The sequence below is a fragment of the Sphingomonas sp. NPDC019816 genome (assembly GCF_050274375.1).
Classification (GTDB): Bacteria; Pseudomonadota; Alphaproteobacteria; order Sphingomonadales; family Sphingomonadaceae; genus Sphingomonas.
Genome location: NZ_JBNNOB010000065.1, coordinates 1 through 19061, shown reverse-complemented (window position 1 = coordinate 19061; position 19061 = coordinate 1). Strand labels below are relative to the sequence as shown.

Sequence of the window (19061 nt, the reverse complement as noted above, 5' to 3'; positions counted from 1 at the left end):
CGCAAACGGTGCACCCGCCATACCCGTCACGCTGCTCGACGAAGGGGGTCCCTTTTGGACGCCGATAGGGGGTCCTTTTTGCACGCCGATTGACACCTACGGTCACATTCATCAGACGTCCTTTCAGCAGTGTGTTCGTTGCAACTCATCAACTGTGGCGGATGCAAATGCGCCTCGGCTCCATTGTTGGATACCGAGGCGCACCCATGGCTGGGTGTTGCGTTGATCAACACCCAGCCACCTGGCCGACCCAAGGGCTCAGGGGGACTGGGGGGCAGCCCAGAGGAGGCCGGCCATAGGGATGCGCGGCTTACTGGCTACGGTCAGCGAGCCACTTCTTCATGAGCGCGATTTCTTTCTCCTGCGCATCGATGATGGCCTGCGCCAATTTGCTCACTTCGGGATCGGAGCCGTGATCGAGAACGACGCGGGCCATGTCGATCGCGCCTTGATGGTGCGGGATCATGCCGCGCAGGAAATCGAGGTCAGCGTCCCCGCTGAACTCAATCGCCATGTCCGCATGCATGCGGTTATTTGCGACCTGATAATCGCGAATGACAGGGTTATCCGACAGGCCTTCGGCCTGATGCTCGCTATGTCCTTCGTGCTTCACGACTGCACCTCCTCGGCGCTTTCGACCAAAGTGGTCGGATAGCCATCGTCCGCCAGCGCCTTCTGGATATCTTCCTGGCTTGCGGTGGTGGTCACGGAAATGGTGCGCGACACGGTATCGGCCTCGACAGTGGCCGCAGGATCGACCTTGCCGATCGCCTCGTTGATGTGCCGGACGCACGATCCGCAGGTCATGTCCTGGACGTGGAACTGCATCGGGATTCTCCTCAAAATTCGAGTTCGTCCCGTAAGAAATGGGGCTTGCCATCGTTGGAAGGTCAACCCGCCCGGCCAAAAAAACTTGAACCTTGACCTTCCAATGATGGGAAGCCTCACATGGGGTTGGTCAAGTTCGCGAGAATCGAGGAAGCGGAACATGCTGGCCGAAAAATCCCCCATCGAAACAGATGTTTCGACAATCACCCTGCCCATCGAGGGTATGACCTGCGCGTCGTGCGTGGGCCGCGTCGAACGCGCAATCGGCAAGATCGAAGGCGTGAGCGCGGTCAACGTCAATCTCGCAACCGAGCGGGCAAGCATCACGACGGGAGGCCCGGTCAATCGGTCCGAGCTGGTAAAAGCGGTCGAGTCGGCGGGCTATACGGTGCCAGCAGAAACCACAGAACTTACCGTGCTCGGCATGACCTGTGCGTCATGCGTCGGGCGCGTCGAGCGTGCGCTCAAGGCCGTGCCGGGTGTGGTGGAAGCGAGCGTCAATCTGGCGACCGAGCGCGCCACGATCCGCGGCGCGGCTGACGCAAAGTCGCTGATCGCTGCCATCGCTGGCGCGGGGTATGAAGCAAAACCTCTGGCCGCGAAGGCCGCCGATGCCGATGACGGCGACGATCGAAAGGAAGAGGAGCGCAAGCTGCTCAAGCGCGATCTCACCATCGCGGTGATCCTCGCTCTCCCGGTCTTTCTCATGGAAATGGGGTCTCACCTCATTCCCAGCGTCCATATGTACATTGCGATGTCGATCGGCATGCAGACGAGCTGGTACATTCAGTTCGCGCTGACGACCCTCGTGCTCGCAATTCCAGGCTTTCGTTTCTACCAGAAAGGCCTCCCGGCCCTGATCCGGCTCGCTCCGGACATGAACTCGCTCGTCGCGGTCGGCACGCTGGCGGCATATGGCTATTCGCTTGTTGCCACTTTCGCTCCGACGCTTCTCCCGCCAGGGACAGTGAACGTCTATTATGAGGCGGCAGCGGTCATCATCGCGTTGATCCTGCTCGGCCGCTATCTGGAGGCGAGGGCAAAAGGGCGCACGTCCGAGGCGATCAAGCGTCTCGTTGGCCTCCAGGCCAAAACAGCGCGCGTACGCCGTGCCGACGGTACGGTCGAAGTTGCCGTCGCAGACGTCGTTGCGGGCGACATCATCGAAGTTCGGCCCGGTGAACGGATCCCTGTCGACGGCGAGGTTATCGAGGGCGAAAGCTACGTCGATGAATCCATGATCACCGGTGAGCCAATTCCGGCCAGGAAAGCGGAAGGGGCGAGCCTCGTCGGGGGCACTGTCAACCAGAAGGGGGCTCTGGCATTCCGCGCAACGGCAGTCGGCGATGCCACCATGCTGTCCCAGATCATTCGCATGGTCGAGCAGGCGCAAGGATCGAAGCTGCCGATCCAGGCGCTCGTGGACAAGGTGACGATGTGGTTCGTGCCCGCTGTCATGGCGGTGGCCGCGCTCACGTTCGGCGCCTGGCTGGTATTCGGTCCGTCCCCGGCCTTGACCTTCGCGCTGGTCAATGCGGTCGCGGTCCTCATCATTGCCTGCCCCTGCGCGATGGGTCTGGCGACGCCTACAGCCATCATGGTTGGCACCGGGCGGGGAGCTGAACTGGGCATTCTGTTCCGCAAGGGAGAAGCGCTGCAGCTGCTGCGTGATGCCAAGGTCGTCGCCGTCGACAAGACCGGCACGCTGACCGAAGGCCGACCTGCGCTGACGGACTTGCAGGTCACGCTCGGCTTCGACCGGTCGGCCGTTCTCGCCCGGATTGCGGCAGTAGAGGACAAGTCCGAACATCCGATTGCCCGCGCTATTGTCGACGCCGCTCTTGCCGAGAAGCTTAGTCTCGCTGAGGTGGCCAACTTTGAATCCCTGACCGGGCGCGGTGTTCGCGCCGAGGTGCTTGGCGATCGGGTCGAAATCGGGGCGGATCGCTACATGCGCGAGCTTGGTCTGGACGTCACCGCTTTCGCCAAGACAGCATCACGCCTGGCCGCTGAAGGCAAGTCGCCCCTCTATGCAGCGATCAATGGCAAGCTTGCAGCCGTCATCGCTGTGGCTGATCCCATCAAGGAAACGACCCCTGCGGCCATTGCCGCTCTTCACGGTCTCGGCCTGAAGGTTGCGATGATCACCGGCGACAATCAGCACACCGCCCAGGCGATCGCGCGCCAGTTGGGCATCGACGAGGTTGTCGCTGAAGTCCTGCCTGACGGAAAGGTCGAGGCCGTACGCCGCCTGAAAGCAGAATATGGTCGCCTCGCCTTCATCGGTGACGGCATCAACGATGCACCGGCGCTTGCCGAGGCAGACGTCGGGATTGCGGTCGGCACGGGCACGGACATCGCCATCGAGGCTGCCGACGTCGTGCTGATGTCGGGCCACCTCAACGGCGTGGCGTCGGCGATCGCGCTCTCTCGTGCCACGATCGGGAACATCCGCCAGAACCTCTTCTGGGCCTTCGCCTATAATACGGCGCTCATCCCGGTCGCTGCCGGTGCTTTATGGCCGATCTGGGGCATCCTGCTGTCACCGGTGTTTGCTGCCGGCGCGATGGCAATGTCGAGCGTGTTCGTCCTCGGTAATTCGCTGCGGCTTCGGGGATTCCAACCCCCGGAGGGATCGACTGGCACGCTTGAAAAGGGAGCGGGGCGATGAACATCGGCCAAGCAGCCAAGGCGTCCGGCGTCTCCGCTAAGATGATCCGCTACTATGAGCAGACTGGCCTCATTCCAAAGGCGGATCGCCGGGATTCAGGTTATCGGGACTATTCACCGGGCGACGTCAACATGCTCCGTTTCATCCGACGCGCGCGGGACCTTGGGTTCGCGGTGACGGAGATCAACGAGCTCCTCAACCTGTGGCGCGACCGGTCGCGCCACAGCGCCGACGTCAAGCGGATTGCGCAGTCGCATATTTTCGAGCTGCAGGACCGCATCAAGGGGCTCAACCAGATGGTCGATACGTTGCAGGGGCTGGTGAGTTGCTGCGCCGGCGATGACCGTCCAGACTGCCCGATTATCGCGGATCTTGAAGAGCCTTCATCGGGAAGTGCGTTACCGGCCCCGGCCTCTGTCGGAATTGGCCGCCTGCGTCATCGACCCTGAAGTCCTCTGTGCTCTCCGGTAATTCACTGAACATCGTCGCGGATTGGGGGACGCCGATGGTAGAGAGCTTATCAGGGAAGGCCAAGACGGACGGAACGGTAGAGGGGGAGTGCATCAATGGCCTTGGAGTTCCGGCAGGGGTGGGGATGGCTGGTACTCGCTGCGCTCACGGTTTCCACCATCGGCGATGAAATTACGCTTCTCACGCTTATGTTTCGGACCGCCGAAGGTTCATCGGCATATGGCGTCCCAACCCTGCTCATCGCGGAGCTGCTTCCCGGCCTGATCGCCGCCCCTTGGGCGGGGCGGCTGATAGATCGCAGGGACGCAGCTCTGGTGCTGATCGTCGTCTCGGCACTGCAGGCAGTCGTGATCGCGATCGTCGCAGCTATCCCGCCGATGACCCTCGTCGGTGCGGCGGTTCTGAGCCTGCTGTTCACAATCAGCAGTGCCGCCACCTTTGCGCTCATTCCGGTCCTTTCCGGCGCGCTCGGCATGACGCTGGCGCGCGCGAACAGCTATCTCGAAATCGTCCGTAGTTTGGGCATGCTGGCAGGTCCGGTCGCAGGTGGAATCCTAATCGGTTGGATCGGGGCCAGCAACGCACTTATGGTCGATGCCACCAGCTTTGCCGTTTTGTGCTGCATCGTAGCTATGAGTGGCCTGCGCCGCAGACCCCAGAAGGAAGAAGCGGCAGAGCCTGATCTGTTCGCCGACTACCGCCCATTACTCGGTAATCGAAGAATTATGGTGGTCACGGGCGCGCTGAGCCTGGAGGTTTTTGCCACGGCAATTGCTGACGTCGCTTTCGTTTTCCTGGTGATGATGACGCTGAAGAGCGGGCCTGTTGCATTTGGCGTGCTTACCGCCCTCTGGGCCGCCGGGATGCTCCTTGGCGCGACGATGGCCGAAACCGTCATCGGCAACAGATTGGGAGCGACAGCGTTCGGGACGGCTGGGGTCATGGGGGCGACCATGCTGCTGATCGGCCTAGCGCCAAGCACACTGGCGATCGTCGCCATCGCGTTCGTCGCCGGCGGCGGGGCTAACAGCATCCACAACGTTGCCGTGCGAACGTTGCTCCAATCCGAGTGTCCGCCGGCCCAACATGGCAAGGTTGCTGCAATCTACGGCGCAGTCACTCGGACCGCCACTATTGGTGGATACGTCGCCGGCGGGCTGTTTGTCCCGGATGATGCGCCGAGCGCTTACCTCGTCGGTGGAATGCTGGGCGTTGCAGCGGGCATGGTCGGGTGGCGAGTTTTTAATGGCAAGTGGAAGACGGCTTAAGCCTCAGCCGACCTCTGGAGGTCGCATATACTCCCGGAAATCCTTCATTTCTTCCGCGGTCGGCACCGGCGTGGTAGGCATGAAGCGGATCGTTTCGGCGAGGTCGCGGCGAGTATGGTAGCCTATGATTGAGCCGCCGACGCTCAGTTCATATTCCATGCTGCCTGTGTAGCGATTGGGCATCGCGAGCCCAGGCGCAAAGGCAATCGGTTTGTTCTTGGATTTGCTGCCGCTGACCTCATGCTTGGCAAGGGCAATGCGGATAAACTCGATCGTCGTGAACCCCATCTCGGTCCGCGCCAGATCATCGCGCATCCGTTGTACAAGCTCGGGATTGTCGCGGGCGATTCTGAGCTGCTGCGCGCGAAGCTCCCGATCGTAGTGCTGGTAATTGACCTCGCGTTCCAGATGGGCTGCTTTCAGATCGAAGCCGCCGCTGGACGCAAGTCGGACCACTTCGTCGCACCGCTGGCGCCACGTCCGCAGCAACTCGTAAGCTGCGTAGATCCACATGGGCGAGAGAGCCGTCAAAAGCGCCATCGTCTCAAGCGGTCGATCGTCATCGTGCATGTGCCGCAGAACTTCGCGCTCCATGCCGTTGAGGACATTGTCGATCAGCTCCAGTTGCTGACCCTGCATGACCAGCCAGGGATTGTCGCTGAAACCAGCGAGCGCGTTAAGGGCTGCCGTGAGCTCGGTGGGACCGATATCCTCGGCTCGCCTTGGTCCCGCCTGATCGTCGACTCGAGGCCAGTCATCCTCGCTCATACCGGCGCCTCGCAAGGCTCCAGGATAAGCTGGAGAAGGTCCCCCGGTAGCATTTGTGCGTCGGTGATCGAGAACAGGGTGTCACGCGGGAGTAGGATCTCAAATTCCCCCTGAGCGGCGCCGTCGTGCATGTCGATCGCAGGCGAGCCGGCCGGCAGCCGAAATTCCAGCATGGTGGGGCGGCTCTGGTTGCGGCTGCGCTTGTCGAGGAATGCGTCGCACCAGCTTCGCTCCGTCGATGTCGAGATGTATCCGGGATAACGATAATGCAGGCCCACAAAGCTGGCCGGTGCCCCCTCCAGGGCGCCGCGAACACCCCAGCCATGGCCATGGCCCGACCAGAGCGTCTGCGCACTCAACAGGCGCGACATTGAGAAAACGGCGTCGATGGCGTCGCGTTTTGCACGCGCGCCGGATGAAAACGTGCCGAAGTTCGGATTGTGCGACAGTGCCTCGGTGCGCCCCTGCGCGATCGCATGAAAAAAGGTCGAATCCGCCCCATAGCTTCGCAAGGCCAAGTGCTCTGCCTCGGTTAACTCTCGCTCACGGCCGATCAGGCCGTTTGCAGTTACGATGAGTGCTGTCACAGAAAACCTTCCCCCGCGTGCTCGCGGAACCGCTCATGGTCCCGCACATATTCGGCGACCATCTCGAGCGACGAGTGGCGGCTATGCTCTTTCATCTTGAACAGGTTCGCGCTTTGCCGCCCCGCTTCGGTGAGGAAGCCGGCCCTCAGCGAATGGCCAGAGAACAATTCAGGCGGATAGCCGGCCGCTACGGCTGCGGCCTTGACCACAAGGGCCACGCCCTGCGCGCTCATCGACTTTTCAGTGAGACGACCCTGCGGCGTGAGCTTGCGGAACACCGGACCGCTGCAAATCCCCGCCTTTTCAATCCATGCATTATAATGGTGGACAGGTTCGAGCCTGCGACCATCCAGAATGGCCACGGTTTGGCCATCGCCCTCCTGATCGGTCTTGGAGGAAGGAATCCGGATCAAAAGGCCGCGCGCATCTTCGGCCACCCGGGCGACTGTTACTTCAACGAGCTCGGAGCGTCGGAAGGCGCCTGCCATCCCGATCGCAAGCAGCGCGCGGTCGCGATAGGCGCGCAGGTCATCCCCGGTGATGCTCCTGAGCATGTCGCGCATCACATCGCCATCGGCTGCGCGCTTCTTGTCCGGGAGGTCGTCACGCTTTTCCCGCCGGATCGCGCGCATCGCCTTTTCGAGCCGGGCGGCGTCCGGCTGGGAGGTCGGGGGTTCCAGGTCGGCTGCGCGATGGGCGAACACGATTGCAGCCAGCCGCCGGCCTATGGTCGCCTTGCCAAGCGGAGATGGCGCTTTGCGCGGAAGAACCTTGCCCGTCTTGGTCCGTCGTGGTTCGAGGGGGACAAATCCGGTCTCGGCGAGCAATGTAAGGAACGCGGCCACAGTTGAAGGTGTGGCAGGCAGCGGCCGGTAACCACTTTCGCGACACCAGGCGCAAAACAGCCGCCAATCCGACTTGTACGCGCGCAGCGTGGCATCGGCCGAGGCACGGCCTACATAGCGATCGACACGCTCGCGGTCGTCGGCGGTCAGATCCGGAAGGTAAGGCTCGAGGCTCTCCACGGTATCGAGAAGGACCATCGCACCGGCGAGGACAGCTTCGAGATCGTCAGCTACTTCTGCCGGAGGCGGAGGAGCGGGGGGGACGTCGCCGTTCATCATGGCAATAGTGTCAACCGCGACGGAAGTGGGACTGCCTGAAGGTCTCGCACCTTCATAGGCAGCGATAGAAGATTCACGGCATCCTCATCCTGATCCGCGAGATCCCACTGAAGGTTGAACCGGCGATAGAAGGCCAGGCGTGGATCGTCGTCTTCAACATCCTGCTTGTATCGCTTGAGCTCGACTGGGCGGATGTCAGCATCAGGATGGTGACGCTTCGCCCAATCGACCATGAGGTTGAGGGCGACAGTACCGATGCCCTGGCGATGCCAGGTTGATGGGTCGACAACGTTGAAGCCGTTTGAGAGCCGGACGCCCTGGTGACGACTGAACGAGGCTCCAGCGCGCATCATTATCTTCGCGCCGTCCAGGTCGCGACCCGGAACGAGCTTCAGGGTTTTCGCGCCCTCGACCGCCAGCAGCAGTTCGAGCTGCTCATTCGTATCCGCAGTCTGATGTATGATCAGCGTCACCGGATCCGTTTCACCCTTCACGGTGGATTGCAGGCTGTACCGAGCGACCATGATTTTCGTCCTTGAGTGATCCTTTCGAAGGTATCCAACCCCCTCCTAAAACGCCAGAATGTTTTTAGCAGGAATCAGTCTTATCGCTAATTACATAAGTGACATTGGCTGCATGAACGGTCCAGCCCTCGAGACAATGTCGGATCTGAATGGATTGGCATCAAGCGAGATTTGTGGCATAAAAGGCACTTGATGTCATTCGATGACGTGATGGTGTGAAAATGGTCCAGGTTAACATAACTCCCAATGGGCGCATGAGTTTGCCCATCGACATTCGTAAGCGGCTTGGCTTGGAGAATGGCGGCTCGGTCATCGTCGAGGAAACAGAAACGGGCGTCGTTCTGCGCACTGTCTCGCAGGCGGTGGCGCGGGCGCAGGCCATCGCCAAGCGCTACACCGAAGGCAACCCAGACGCGACCGTGACAGCGTTTCTCGCCGACCGACACGCCGAGAGCGGCGAATGAGCAAGGTCGTCCTCGATGCGTCCGCCGTGCTTGCGCTGCTCAAGGGAGAGCGCGGAGGAGCGAAGGTGGCTGGAGTATTGACGGATGCGGCGATCGGTGCGTTCAATCTGGCCGAGGTCGTTAGCCATTTTGTCCGGTTAGGCGCGCCGATTGAAGAAGTGCGGGAGATGCTCGGTGCCTTGCCGATGCGGGTTGTAGCCGCTGATGAGGCGCTGGCGTGGGAGGCTGGCGCGCTGCGCGCGCTGACTGCAGAAGCGGGGCTGTCGCTGGGAGATCGTTTCTGCCTTGCCCTCGCCAAACGGGAAGGCGTTCCCGCCTACACCGCCGATCAGGCCTGGAAGAAGGTGGCCGACGCCGCCAAAGTGAAAGTGACGGTCATTCGTTGATATGAGTACGCCTTCCTCGCCGACCGCCCCCGATCCGACGGCATTTGTGGCAGCGATGCTCAATCTGCCGGATACCGGCAACAAGGGGTTTGAGGGCTTCGTGCGCGATTGCCTTGAGGAGTTGCTGGGCCAGAGCTTCCGGCTCATGAAGTCGGGACACCAGCACGGAATGGATGGCGCGAACGACGCGCCAGCCAATGGCCTAGCGATCGGCTTTGAAGGCAAGAAATACGGTTCCAATAGCAACGTTTCGGTGGCTGAGGTCCAACGCAAGATTTCGGACGCTGCGGTCAACATAGATGCGTTGGACCTCTGGATCCTCGCGACCACCACCCACATCACCCGGACCGACCTCGTCAAATTTCGCGAAGTCGGCGCCGAGCGTGGCATACAGGTTGAGGTCCTCGACCCGTCGGGGCGCGAGGATCGGCCGAGTTCGCTCGCGCTGCTGGCTGCGTCCGCCCCCAACGCCGTCAAAGCCCATCTTGGCGAAGGCCCAGCGATAACCGGTTATCTTGCTGCGATCGCGGCGGACGACGACTTCGTGGCAGATTGCGCCCGCGTCTTCGAGCCGTTCCGGCGGGACGACGTCGGCTATGCGTCGACAAGGGTCGCCGGTGCGCGCTGGCTCAAAGAGGCCTTCGAGGATGATCGCGTCGCGATCGCACAGCTTCAATGCTACGGCGGTCTCGATGCGCCCGGCACGATCCGGGTCGCGCGCGCGGCCCCAAGTGCCGCATTCGAGCAGTGGTGGACGATGCGTCCCCTCCTCCCTCTTGCTGTCCTGGGCGCTGAGGGCGTGGGCAAGACCTGGAGCTTCCTCGCCTGGTGGCAGGAGAAAATGGCAGCGTCCCCCGATGCGCTTCCGCTCACGATCGTCGTGCCTGCGCGTGGTCTTGTCGCACCGCCCCTCATGCCCCCACACCGCTTCCTCGCCAGACTGATCGCTCAGCGTGTTCCAGGCCATGACGAAGATTTCTGGGAGCGCAGGATACAGCTCTGGACCCGAGCACCTGCTCAGGCGCCGCGCATTCTGCTGGTGATCGACGGCCTCAACCAGGAGGTCAATTTTACCGACTGGCAGAAGGTCATACAGCCATTACAGGCTGGTGGCCTTGAGGGTCATGTTGCGATCGCCATGACCTGCCGAAAGGAATATTGGGAGGATGACCTCAAGTCCCTCGCCAACCTCCTGCCCCAGGCATGGCCGGTGACGGTCGAGGATTTCACGGAGACCGAACTCGACGAAATGCTGTCGCGCTACCGCGTTCCTCGCTCGGAGTTGAGCGAAGAGCTCCTCAAGCTGATGGCGATCCCCCGCTATTGCCAGCTGGCCATCCAACAGCGCGAACATCTTCAGGCAAGCGGCGACATTACGATCGAGCGCCTGATCTACGAGGATTGGCGGCACCGTCTTAACCTCCATGGTTCAAATCTCACGCCGAGTTCTGAAGATTTCCATCAGTTCCTCGCTCAGGAGGGTAACCGGCTCCGCGCAGCCATCGAGGATGACGCCGATGCCGAATTGCACCTGACGCGCAAGGACATGATCGAAGCGCTTGGATCGGAAAGTGGAGCCGCCGAGCCTGCCCTTCGAACGGCACTCAGCGAGATCATTTCAGGCAATTGGGTGGACCGTGTGCCTGGGAGCGCGCACCGCTTTCGTTTGAAGAAGGATCGTGTGCCCTTGGCGCTGGCCCTCGCGCTCATCGCCGATCTGGACCAGGCAGGAGCAGGACGCGCGGATCGACTGGCGCAGTTCATGGAGCCGCTGCGCGGCACCGACCGGGGCGTCGATATCCTGCGCTGGGCAGTCACCGCTTCTCTTGTACGCCAGAGTGCTTCCAGTGAAACCTTCATGCTGTTGCTGCGCGACTGGTTCTTCCAGCAGAATTTCGGTCGGCATGATTTTGCCACGCTGAACCGATTGATCCCGGGTGCGCCGGAGCAGTTCCTAGATTTCGCCGAGCAGATCTGGCTACGATACAATAGCTCTCTTCGTGACGAGAACATCTTCATCACGGCATTCGCGGACGCGGCCAAGTATCCGGTCTTCCGCGATGCACTGGCCAACCGCCTGTCCCGATGGCTCGGCTATTACTGGGTCGATGCCACCCGGCTCCGGATCGCAGAGCGGAAAGCAACCGAGGATGACGCGCACGCTGTGACCACCGCGGCGCTGGAAGAGCGGCATCAACGCTGGTCGGCTGTGGAGGAGGCCTTGGCTCCCGCAATCAGCACGACGCTGCAGAAAGTTGAGATGCCCGAGCGGAACGAGCGCGACTATAGCGGCTTGGCAGGGAGAGCGCTTGGCATTCTGTCCATGTTGCCGCGACAGCCCTTTCTGCCTGCTATTTTGAGCTGGGCTGCCTCGCGTGCCATCAGCGAGGCGCTTGGCCCGTTTGACGCAATGGGATGGGTGTTGCGGATCAATCCTGTCGACGGCGAAGAGACGGCTGCTACTCTTCTGGGGCTGGCGCGCCGACTGATTGATAGCGGCGATGACGTCGGTCGCGACGTTGCCCGCCTTCTTCTCGACGGCCTCGCCTCGCCGGATGCAACCAAGCTGCGGGCTGAGCTGCCTGCCGTGGAGCGGCGCACCTGGTTCGGGCCCCGCGCCACCGTCGATGAAGCAGGTGTGGCCCATTTGCCGGAGGTTGCGAGCGGCAGGACGGGGGACGAACCTCTCGAGCGGTTCATCCCGCTCAAGGAGCTGGCATTCGATCCGAACGTCACGCTGGCTCCAGAGGATCAGGAACTCCTGGTCGCCGCGGCCGAAGACACCGATGCGTCCGCCGTGTTCCTGAGCGCTATGGGGCAGGATTCAGCGGACTATGCCTTGCTGCACAGTATGCCTGTGCTGGCGCGCTGGGCGCCCGAGGCGTTAACGGGTTTGATCCGGCGGATCTTTGCCAGCGCCGAGACGCGTCTCGCTTCGAATGAAGGTGAAGGCGAGGAAACGCTCATCCGGCTGGCCAAGGAGATCGGCCGATACTGGCCGCTCCTCGATGCGGAGACCCACGAGATGTTCGCGCGATCCGTCGCCCCCATGCTGGAGCGCTCGCTCCTCACCAGGAAAGACAGCGACTGGCTCCATGCCCAGATATCGCGTCTGGCAGGGAAAACAGCGGCGCAGCAGATCGCAATCTTCAAGAACGACCCCCACGGCCCCTGTTTCTACACGGACGAAGTCGCAGTCTTCGCCACCCCTGTGGAGGCGGACTATGAGCTCATCCGGCCTTTGCTGGCTGGTGAGCACCGTCAACATTGGATTTCCTATCTTGCCAGCGTCGACCTTAGCGAAATGCCTTCCAGCCTCGCGGAAGACCTTGTTGCCGACTTTGCCACCGACGGCGATGTCACCCGGCGGCTGCTCTTCCTGATCGCTCGCCGCAGCAACCAGCCCTCCCTCCTTCGCGCCCTGGTCGATACCAAGTGGAGCTGCGCTGCCGACACCGAAATCAATGAGGCGGCGAATGGGTCGCTCGTGTTGATCGCGGCCGCCAGACATTTCCCGGTGCCTGACCTCGACACGCGCATCGATCCGGTCGCGTGGGGCGCGCGAGTTCAAGATGAGCCCGACGATGAGGACGCGCTCGACCATTTCGAGGCGTTCGTCCTGGACGCAATCGGCAAGCAGTCGTTTCCTGACGGCTTTGGCAAACAGGTTTCATGGCTGAACGCCAATGAGGCAATGCTCGTCCTGGCCGAACGGCGCGGCCCCGCGCTTGTCGCGGCCATCGATGCCCTGCTCGCGCGCGGCGCGGAACATGCGTTCGCGTTCGACAATTTCCCAGTCATGACCGCGCTGCGCGCTCTGATGATGAAGCAGCCCGAAGAGGGCGCGAGAATCTGGTCAACGCTCTATCCCCATTACAAAGAGAGCAGCTGGACTAAGATGGACAGCTTTGAGAGCCTGCCCTTTTACAGCGACCGGTCCGAGATGACCCGGCACTGCGAACAGGTTCTCGAAGATGCGAACACGGATCACGCGCTGGCTTCCGTCGCCCGGTGGGCGACAGAGGGCGGGCGGCTGGGGTGGCTCCTCGACCGGATGTTCGCCTGGTTGGAAAGCCCGCTCGCCGGCGACATCGCTCGAGCGTTCGATCTTGGCCGCTTCCTCGACCCTGGCCCCGATGCAGATGGCTTCTGGCAGCGAGCGAGGGCGATCCAGACCTCAGGCTGGTTGCAGGAGACGCAGGACAAGGCAGAGGAAAGCTATCGCCGACGGACCGCCGCTGGTCACTGGCGTGACCGGTTCATGTCGGGCAACGACCCGGACAAGGCCTTTGCCTCCCTCACCCTCTTCCTTGCATGCGCCGATGATCGAGCGATCACATTGTTCGAGCGAGCTATCGCAGCGCGCGGGTTCGATGGACTTCCGTTTGAAGAGTCGGCGATCTGGCATGCGGCGCGCCGCGATCGAGACCGCGTCGAGAAGGAAGCGACCAAGAATCTGGATAAGCGGCTCTATTTCACCGACATCTGCAAGGAGACCCATGCACCTTGGCGTGCCCGGGCGCGTTCACTGCCGGACTGAGAAGAAGCAGGCCTCGGCGGCAGCTATCCGAGAATCAATATCATTCAGAGAGAGTTTCACGAAAAAACGTTGAAATGGCCATGAAAGCCTATATCTACGGCTCGTGAGGAGCCCTTATGCTGTTCGAACTCGAAATTGAGAACTTCTTCTCGATCCGCGACAAGCAGGTTGTTGACCTGCGTGTGGCGGCAAACGCGCCGGATTTACCCGGCCGTCTCTCCCCGATCTGGCCGGGCGCGTCTGATCGCGCGCCCAAGGTCGTGGCCATTTTCGGTCCGAACGCAGCTGGCAAATCGACCATTTTGCGAGCGCTATCGTTTATCGCCTGGTTCGCGCGCGAAAGTTTCCAACTCTCGCCGACCGGCCGCCTCCCGTATGAGCGGTTCAACAGCGTGGAAGGACAATCAGCGCCGACCCGTCTGAGCCTGTCGTTTGGGGGTCATAGCGAACCCGAGGACGAGACCTCCCCAGCCTGTCGTTATACCTATTCGTTGGAGCTGGGCGGTTCGAACGCAGCGCAGCAGGTCGTGTCGGAAGCGCTGCACTATTGGCCCGAGCCTGCACGTCGAAAGGTGCGGCTTTTCGAGCGAAGCGCTGAGGGTAAAGTGGTGGCGGCCAGCGCATTCAAGCTGACCGGGTTTCGGCAAGCGCTGGAAAAGGTGTTGCGCCCCAATGCGAGCGTGATCGCGACACTTGCCCAGCTGAAGCATCCGATCGCCACCCAGCTTTGGGAGGCGGCGAACACGATCTCGTCAAATATCCTGATTGAACGCTCTGACGGTGTCGAAGAGCAGATGGTTCGTCACTATGCGGAGAACCCCGGTCTGGTCGAGGCGCTCAACCGCGAAATCGAACGTATTGATCTGGGCATCCGTACCATGCGGGTGGAAAGCGGCCCCAACGGGCCGGTCGCGCTTTTCACGCACGAGGGCCATGACGGTCCAATGCCGCTCGTCCTCGAAAGCCATGGTACAAGGATGTTTCTGCGCCTCTACCCCTTCCTGCTTCGGGCACTGGAAACCGGGGGAATTGCCGTGATGGACGAGCTGGACACGGCTATCCATCCGTTGATCCTCCCCGAAATCCTGCGCTGGTTCTATGACCCAAGCCGGAACCCGCACGACGCGCAGCTCTGGATGACCTGTCACAACGCGTCTCTCCTTGAAGAACTCATCAAAGAGGAGGTGCTGTTTTGCACCAAGTCGCCGGACGGCAGGACGGAGGTCTACGCCTTACAGGACGTCCAGGCTGTGCGACGTGACGAGAACTATTACCGCAAATATCTTGGCGGCACCTACGGTGCCCTCCCCCAGATCGGATGAGCCGCCAGAAGCGCAAGGTCGTCCCGCAGCGCCGCCGTATCTTTGTCGGCTGCGAGGGCGAAAGCGAACAGGGCTATGTCGCGCTGCTGACCCGGCTCGCCGAAACGCAGCGGCTCGCCGTGCATCTCGATGCCGTCCTGCTACAGCCGGGCGGTGGAGACCCCTCCTCGCTTGTGGACCTGGCGATCAAACGTGCCAGTGAACGGGAAAAGCGCCACGGGGCATTCGAGGGGCGCTTCATTCTGCTTGATGATGACAAGCTGGGCATCAGCCCTGACCGGGATGCCCGCATCGCTCCTGCGGCCAACAAGGCGGGCCTGGATCTGATCTGGCAGCACACTTGCCATGAGGCCTTGCTTCTGCGGCACCTCGATGGGTGCGCGCAGCGGCGGCCGGGCAGCACCAACCTTGCGATGGCTGCGCTTTCACAGGCTTGGCCTGCCTATCGTAAGGGTATGCCGGCGGCGCGGCTTGCAGAGCGGATCGACCATGAGGCGATCGCACGAGCAGCGGCGGTTGAAGCGGCGCTCGCTGGCCTTCTTACCAAAATCGGCCTTATTGAGGCCTCATGACTTTTAGCAGAAAGGAACTTCGATGAATAACGCTGAACTGGCAGACGCCCTCGCGGCAGCCAATGGCTTGACGAAGGCAGACGCGCGCAAGGCGGTCGATGCCGTGTTCGCCGCCATCACCGACGCGGCAGCCAAGGGCGAAGAAATCGCTATCAACGGCTTCGGGAAGTTCAAGGTGAAGGACACTCCCGAGCGTGAAGGCCGTAATCCTTCCACCGGCGCGACCATCACTATTGCCGCAGCCAAGAAGCTCGGCTTCACCCCGGCAAAGGCTGTCAAGGATCGCCTGAACGGTTGATCTATTGCGCAGGGAGGTGGAACTCCCCCTCCCTGCCCTGTTGGTCGCTTACGCGCGCCCGATCATGAGCCCCGAAGCCTCAGTCCTCGTCGTCGGGTTCGAACCGCTCGGTTGCGACACATGTGTGAAGCTTTCCGTCGAAGCGGGCCTTCTTTCCCACCGGCACATAGTCGCCGTAGAACCGGCAGAAGCCGTCCTTGGGTGGCATGGCCAACATCATGTCATGCCGCTGCTTCGTTAGAAGAGCCTCGACATCGATTTCAGCGATAGTTGGTTTCGACATTGGTTTTCCCCTTGTTGGCAAATCAAGGCACTGCGCGCACCGGAATGCTCAAGGCGCGTTCGGAGGATTCCTTCTGAAGGTTGATGAGCTGCTGGATGATCGTGACGATCTGCATCGACCGAAATTCGCTCTCTGGAATGCTGTAATCCTGGTCCATGAACCGAACAGCGAGCAGCGCTGACCGGTCCCGCTTCTTCGCGACTTGAAACAGCGCAACTCTTTGCTTCTGCCTGCCGGTGCAGTTGGCCGTCCCATCGGCGCAAACAGCTAAGGTGGGGGTCGCGAGCAGGCCCTGGTGCCTCACCATTTCGCCTACGGCGCGCAGCACCGCCTCCGGCGATCTGAACACCAGTTCTACAACCACCTTGGTCCTCTGCCTTTCGGCCACGCCATTTACGACCGTGCCTACCAGCGCGTAGTTATCGCCGAGATATTGCGCTTCGGCCTGATATTCTGAGGGTGCCGCAAGTGCGGAGGCGGGTTGCGGCACTCCATCACAGCTTCGCCGGACCAGCTTGGGCATACGGCTCTTCGCGCCAGGCTTTACCACATAGACGGTCGCATCCGTTTTTCCGTCCGCGCTGATTCCTTCTGGATCGGACAAACCGAATTTTTCCCCATCAAACAGGGCCAGTTGCTCGAGGGTGATGCGGTCCTTGCCGGCCGCTGTGCTAAGATCCAGACGGGAAATCGGGGCAATCTTGGTGGCCGAGCCGCGCATGTCTGCCACGTCGAGCGCGTTGCAGTCGATGATGGCCTGGAAGCGCGCGCGATCGCTGGCGTCGTTACGGATGCTCGCGATAGCGTCACCAATCTTCTTGTCCTTGACCGCCGGGTCCTCCCGATAAAGATCGATCCTTGCGATCAGGAGATTGGCTACGAGATCTGCTTCGAACCCCTGATTTATGAGCATTTCGACGGTAGAGAACGGCACCGCAGACAGGATGCCTTGATAGAATTTCTGCTGATCGAATACCTGAACGTCGAACGCCGTCCCGGAGTTGAGCTCGCCGCCGATCTGAGGTGTGTAGACATCGACCCCTTCGGCAATCCCGCTGACGATCGAAGATGTGGAGCCGGGCGTTGTCACAACGCTGTTGTTTGTCGTGAGCCCGGCCGGGGCCAGACTGGTGCCGGCGGTGGTTGCCGTTGAGAGGCTGCTGCCCGTGGTTTCGCTGCGGGTAAGGCCCGATCCGCGAAGCTGGCCGTTCATGCTCCCCGTTGCCTTCATGGAGAGCGTTCCGGTGAACCGGCTAACGGATGTGAAATGCGTCGGCATTCCCTTGCTTGCCCGCAAGATATTCAACATGGTCTGTTCATTGGCCATTGAAGCCAATGCTTCGTTATACTCAACGCCGAATCGCTGAACATGGGTCGGGAAGGCGCAGCCGGATACCAAAAAAGCGCAGCTTAACCCCAATATGCCCAACTTCATCGTGCACCCCCTAATGCCGCTGATGTCGATCTAGTCTGTTTTAATGTAGTCAGAATCGCAAGAGAAACCTAGTAGGCATCTCGAAAGTATTACATTGACTTATAGACTGATCACTCCAGAGTGAACTAATTTTTAGACTCCCTTCATTACAGGCATCTTTTTGTCGGATTATGAATGATACAGTAGCGAACTGCGCAAATTTCCCCATATGACAGGCAATAACTTTGCCTGCGGGAAAGCGCTGGCGACGAGGATGGATGGCGATGAGTGAGAGAATCCTTGTGGAGTTCGAAGACGGAGACGCGATTGTTTATGCTTCGCATTCTTCAGTCAGGATCGCCAATCGCGGCCCCAGTCCGGTCCGTAAGAAGGATTTTGAGCAGGTTCGAGCACATCCCCCGGAGTGGGTCGGCTTTGGATCATTCGAGGCCCGCATCCTTGCTGCTGGACAACGGGTCGAAACACATAAAGGGCTGCAGACGATCGCTCGGGTCGAGCATGATGTCGATCTGCCGCTGGGAATTTTGCACGCAGCATCCGACTGACAGCGGCAGATTCCGTCTTTGAAGGTTGCTAGCAGATCGGCTATCTTGGCTCCGTTCGGAGCCTGCTATGCTAAAGCTAGATCAGACTTATTATAACACTACCTATGATGACCCAGGCGGTCCGATGGTGCGGTTTGCGGAAGACGAACTTGCGCACTCCTCCGATCGATTTCTTTGGGCGTCCGATGATGGTGCCGAGGAACAAGATAATCCGAGTGTAGTAGAAAAGGTTATACGGACCATTTCTGGAATTTTAGTCTTAGGTTTGATTATCTACTTATTTTACGCCTTTTGGTAGGCTCATTCTCTAAGTTTCGGATCGCGAAAGAAGCCCCGATCTAGGTTCCTGCTTGCTTCGGATTGCAAACCAACTGCCCCCTCAACATGATTTGCGCGTGAGGTCTGGGCCGCCCCTCTTTCCTGAGATGCCCTTTGCTGACCTACGACAATGGCATCTTTTGCTGTTTCGGGGTCGCCAGACTCAGGGCCGTTAGGGAGTTTTCCAAGGGCGCTGGGGCGATATGCTCTCACTACGTCGGCGGCGGAAGTTTCGGGGTGTGCGACCTGAACCAATTCAGGTTCAACGAAGCGGCCTGCAATCTCCGCGCGAATAGCGTCTTGGCGCTGTTCCATCCAGCGCCCGATCATTTCTTGACGAACCTGCTCTTGATGAGGGGTCAGTACGCTGGCCCACAAGTCCGGCGCGTCCAGCCCTATGTTCGAAGTCTGCTCGGCACGATACCATTGCGCAAGGTCTTGGCTCAGATTCTGGCTAAGGCTCAAGCCGTGTGTTTCTGCGTAACTGGCATCCTGGGAAAGCTGCTGTGAAAGCTCATCCAGCTTTCTGGCTGTCTCCGAGTAGGACTTTGCTCGTGCTAGGGCTGGACTTGCCCCGGAAAAGTGGAGAGTTCCCTTGAGGTGAAAGGCGAACTCGATGACGAAGCAGCGACGTTTCACGAAGGAATTCGAGGAGGA

Annotated in this window: 18 protein-coding genes and 1 pseudogene; 10 read left to right on the top strand and 9 right to left on the bottom strand. The window is 60.7% G+C overall.

The features are described 5' to 3' along the window. Positions 1-310: 310 nt before the first annotated feature. Both copM and ACQKJZ_RS10960 read right to left on the bottom strand, forming a co-directional pair. Positions 311-613: a CopM family metallochaperone gene (gene copM, locus ACQKJZ_RS10965; protein WP_020819849.1), complete on the bottom strand. Its 303-nt coding sequence runs from the start codon at positions 611-613 to the stop codon at positions 311-313. Continuing rightward, positions 610-828: a heavy-metal-associated domain-containing protein gene (locus ACQKJZ_RS10960; protein WP_020819850.1), complete on the bottom strand. Its 219-nt coding sequence runs from the start codon at positions 826-828 to the stop codon at positions 610-612. The genes copM and ACQKJZ_RS10960 overlap by 4 nt, the downstream gene beginning before the upstream one ends. A 160-nt stretch (positions 829-988) precedes the next feature. On the opposite strand from ACQKJZ_RS10960, the gene ACQKJZ_RS10955 reads away from it, so the two are divergent. The 3 genes from ACQKJZ_RS10955 to ACQKJZ_RS10945 all read left to right on the top strand — a co-directional run bounded on the left by ACQKJZ_RS10955 (position 989) and on the right by ACQKJZ_RS10945 (position 5238). After that, complete coding sequence (locus ACQKJZ_RS10955) at positions 989-3499, top strand: heavy metal translocating P-type ATPase (RefSeq protein ID WP_020819851.1); 2511 nt, start codon at positions 989-991, stop codon at positions 3497-3499. Then, the gene (cueR, locus tag ACQKJZ_RS10950) at positions 3496-3948 is read left to right on the top strand and encodes a Cu(I)-responsive transcriptional regulator (RefSeq protein WP_020819852.1); all 453 of its coding nucleotides are present in this window, start codon (positions 3496-3498) and stop codon (positions 3946-3948) included. The genes ACQKJZ_RS10955 and cueR overlap by 4 nt, the downstream gene beginning before the upstream one ends. 117 nt (positions 3949-4065) lie before the next feature. Further along, complete coding sequence (locus tag ACQKJZ_RS10945; protein ID WP_020819853.1) at positions 4066-5238, top strand: MFS transporter; 1173 nt, start codon at positions 4066-4068, stop codon at positions 5236-5238. A 3-nt stretch (positions 5239-5241) separates the two neighbouring features. Here ACQKJZ_RS10945 and ACQKJZ_RS10940 read toward each other — a convergent pair whose 3' ends face one another. From ACQKJZ_RS10940 to ACQKJZ_RS10925, 4 genes are read right to left on the bottom strand one after another with little or no spacing between them, the layout of a single operon-like run. Further along, complete coding sequence (locus ACQKJZ_RS10940) at positions 5242-6006, bottom strand: hypothetical protein (RefSeq protein ID WP_020819854.1); 765 nt, start codon at positions 6004-6006, stop codon at positions 5242-5244. Further along, positions 6003-6593 carry an ADP-ribosyltransferase gene (locus ACQKJZ_RS10935; protein ID WP_080993660.1) on the bottom strand — a complete coding sequence of 197 codons (591 nt, stop codon included), beginning with the start codon at positions 6591-6593 and terminating at the stop codon, positions 6003-6005. The genes ACQKJZ_RS10940 and ACQKJZ_RS10935 overlap by 4 nt, the downstream gene beginning before the upstream one ends. Next, a complete protein-coding gene (locus ACQKJZ_RS10930) occupies positions 6590-7717 on the bottom strand; it encodes a tyrosine-type recombinase/integrase (protein WP_021224428.1) in 1128 nt (375 codons plus the stop codon). Before ACQKJZ_RS10930 ends, ACQKJZ_RS10935 begins: the two co-directional genes overlap by 4 nt. After that, positions 7714-8241, bottom strand: coding sequence for a GNAT family N-acetyltransferase (locus tag ACQKJZ_RS10925; RefSeq protein WP_020819857.1), 528 nt, complete (start codon positions 8239-8241; stop codon positions 7714-7716). Before ACQKJZ_RS10925 ends, ACQKJZ_RS10930 begins: the two co-directional genes overlap by 4 nt. A 221-nt stretch (positions 8242-8462) precedes the next feature. On the opposite strand from ACQKJZ_RS10925, the gene ACQKJZ_RS10920 reads away from it, so the two are divergent. The 6 genes from ACQKJZ_RS10920 (at position 8463) to ACQKJZ_RS10895 (ending at position 15823) form a co-directional block, all read left to right on the top strand. Beyond that, positions 8463-8705 (top strand): AbrB/MazE/SpoVT family DNA-binding domain-containing protein, encoded by a 243-nt coding sequence (locus tag ACQKJZ_RS10920; protein ID WP_029986519.1) that lies wholly within the window; start codon positions 8463-8465, stop codon positions 8703-8705. Continuing rightward, on the top strand, positions 8702-9091 hold the full coding sequence (locus ACQKJZ_RS10915) for a type II toxin-antitoxin system VapC family toxin (protein WP_020819859.1): 390 nt from the start codon (positions 8702-8704) through the stop codon (positions 9089-9091). The genes ACQKJZ_RS10920 and ACQKJZ_RS10915 overlap by 4 nt, the downstream gene beginning before the upstream one ends. A 55-nt stretch (positions 9092-9146) precedes the next feature. Next, positions 9147-13631, top strand: a complete 4485-nt coding sequence (locus tag ACQKJZ_RS10910) for an NACHT domain-containing protein (protein WP_020819860.1) — start codon at positions 9147-9149, stop codon at positions 13629-13631. Positions 13632-13747: 116 nt separating this feature from the next. Continuing rightward, positions 13748-14953 (top strand): AAA family ATPase, encoded by a 1206-nt coding sequence (locus ACQKJZ_RS10905; RefSeq protein WP_020819861.1) that lies wholly within the window; start codon positions 13748-13750, stop codon positions 14951-14953. Further along, positions 14950-15525 carry an RloB domain-containing protein gene (locus tag ACQKJZ_RS10900; RefSeq protein ID WP_020819862.1) on the top strand — a complete coding sequence of 192 codons (576 nt, stop codon included), beginning with the start codon at positions 14950-14952 and terminating at the stop codon, positions 15523-15525. The genes ACQKJZ_RS10905 and ACQKJZ_RS10900 overlap by 4 nt, the downstream gene beginning before the upstream one ends. Before the next feature lie 22 nt (positions 15526-15547). Further along, positions 15548-15823 (top strand): HU family DNA-binding protein, encoded by a 276-nt coding sequence (locus ACQKJZ_RS10895; protein ID WP_020819863.1) that lies wholly within the window; start codon positions 15548-15550, stop codon positions 15821-15823. A 79-nt stretch (positions 15824-15902) separates the two neighbouring features. On the opposite strand, the gene ACQKJZ_RS10890 is transcribed toward ACQKJZ_RS10895, so the two are convergent. After that, positions 15903-16106 carry a hypothetical protein gene (locus ACQKJZ_RS10890; RefSeq protein ID WP_020819864.1) on the bottom strand — a complete coding sequence of 68 codons (204 nt, stop codon included), beginning with the start codon at positions 16104-16106 and terminating at the stop codon, positions 15903-15905. Between the two features lie 22 nt (positions 16107-16128). Beyond that, complete coding sequence (locus ACQKJZ_RS10885) at positions 16129-17541, bottom strand: hypothetical protein (protein WP_125961504.1); 1413 nt, start codon at positions 17539-17541, stop codon at positions 16129-16131. 263 nt (positions 17542-17804) lie between these two features. Between ACQKJZ_RS10885 and ACQKJZ_RS10880 the strand changes: the two genes are divergently transcribed. Further along, positions 17805-18086 (top strand): hypothetical protein, encoded by a 282-nt coding sequence (locus ACQKJZ_RS10880; RefSeq protein WP_125961503.1) that lies wholly within the window; start codon positions 17805-17807, stop codon positions 18084-18086. Between the two features lie 300 nt (positions 18087-18386). Here the strand turns inward: ACQKJZ_RS10880 and ACQKJZ_RS10875 are convergent. Further along, a pseudogene (locus ACQKJZ_RS10875) lies at positions 18387-19061 on the bottom strand (hypothetical protein); the annotation flags it as partial.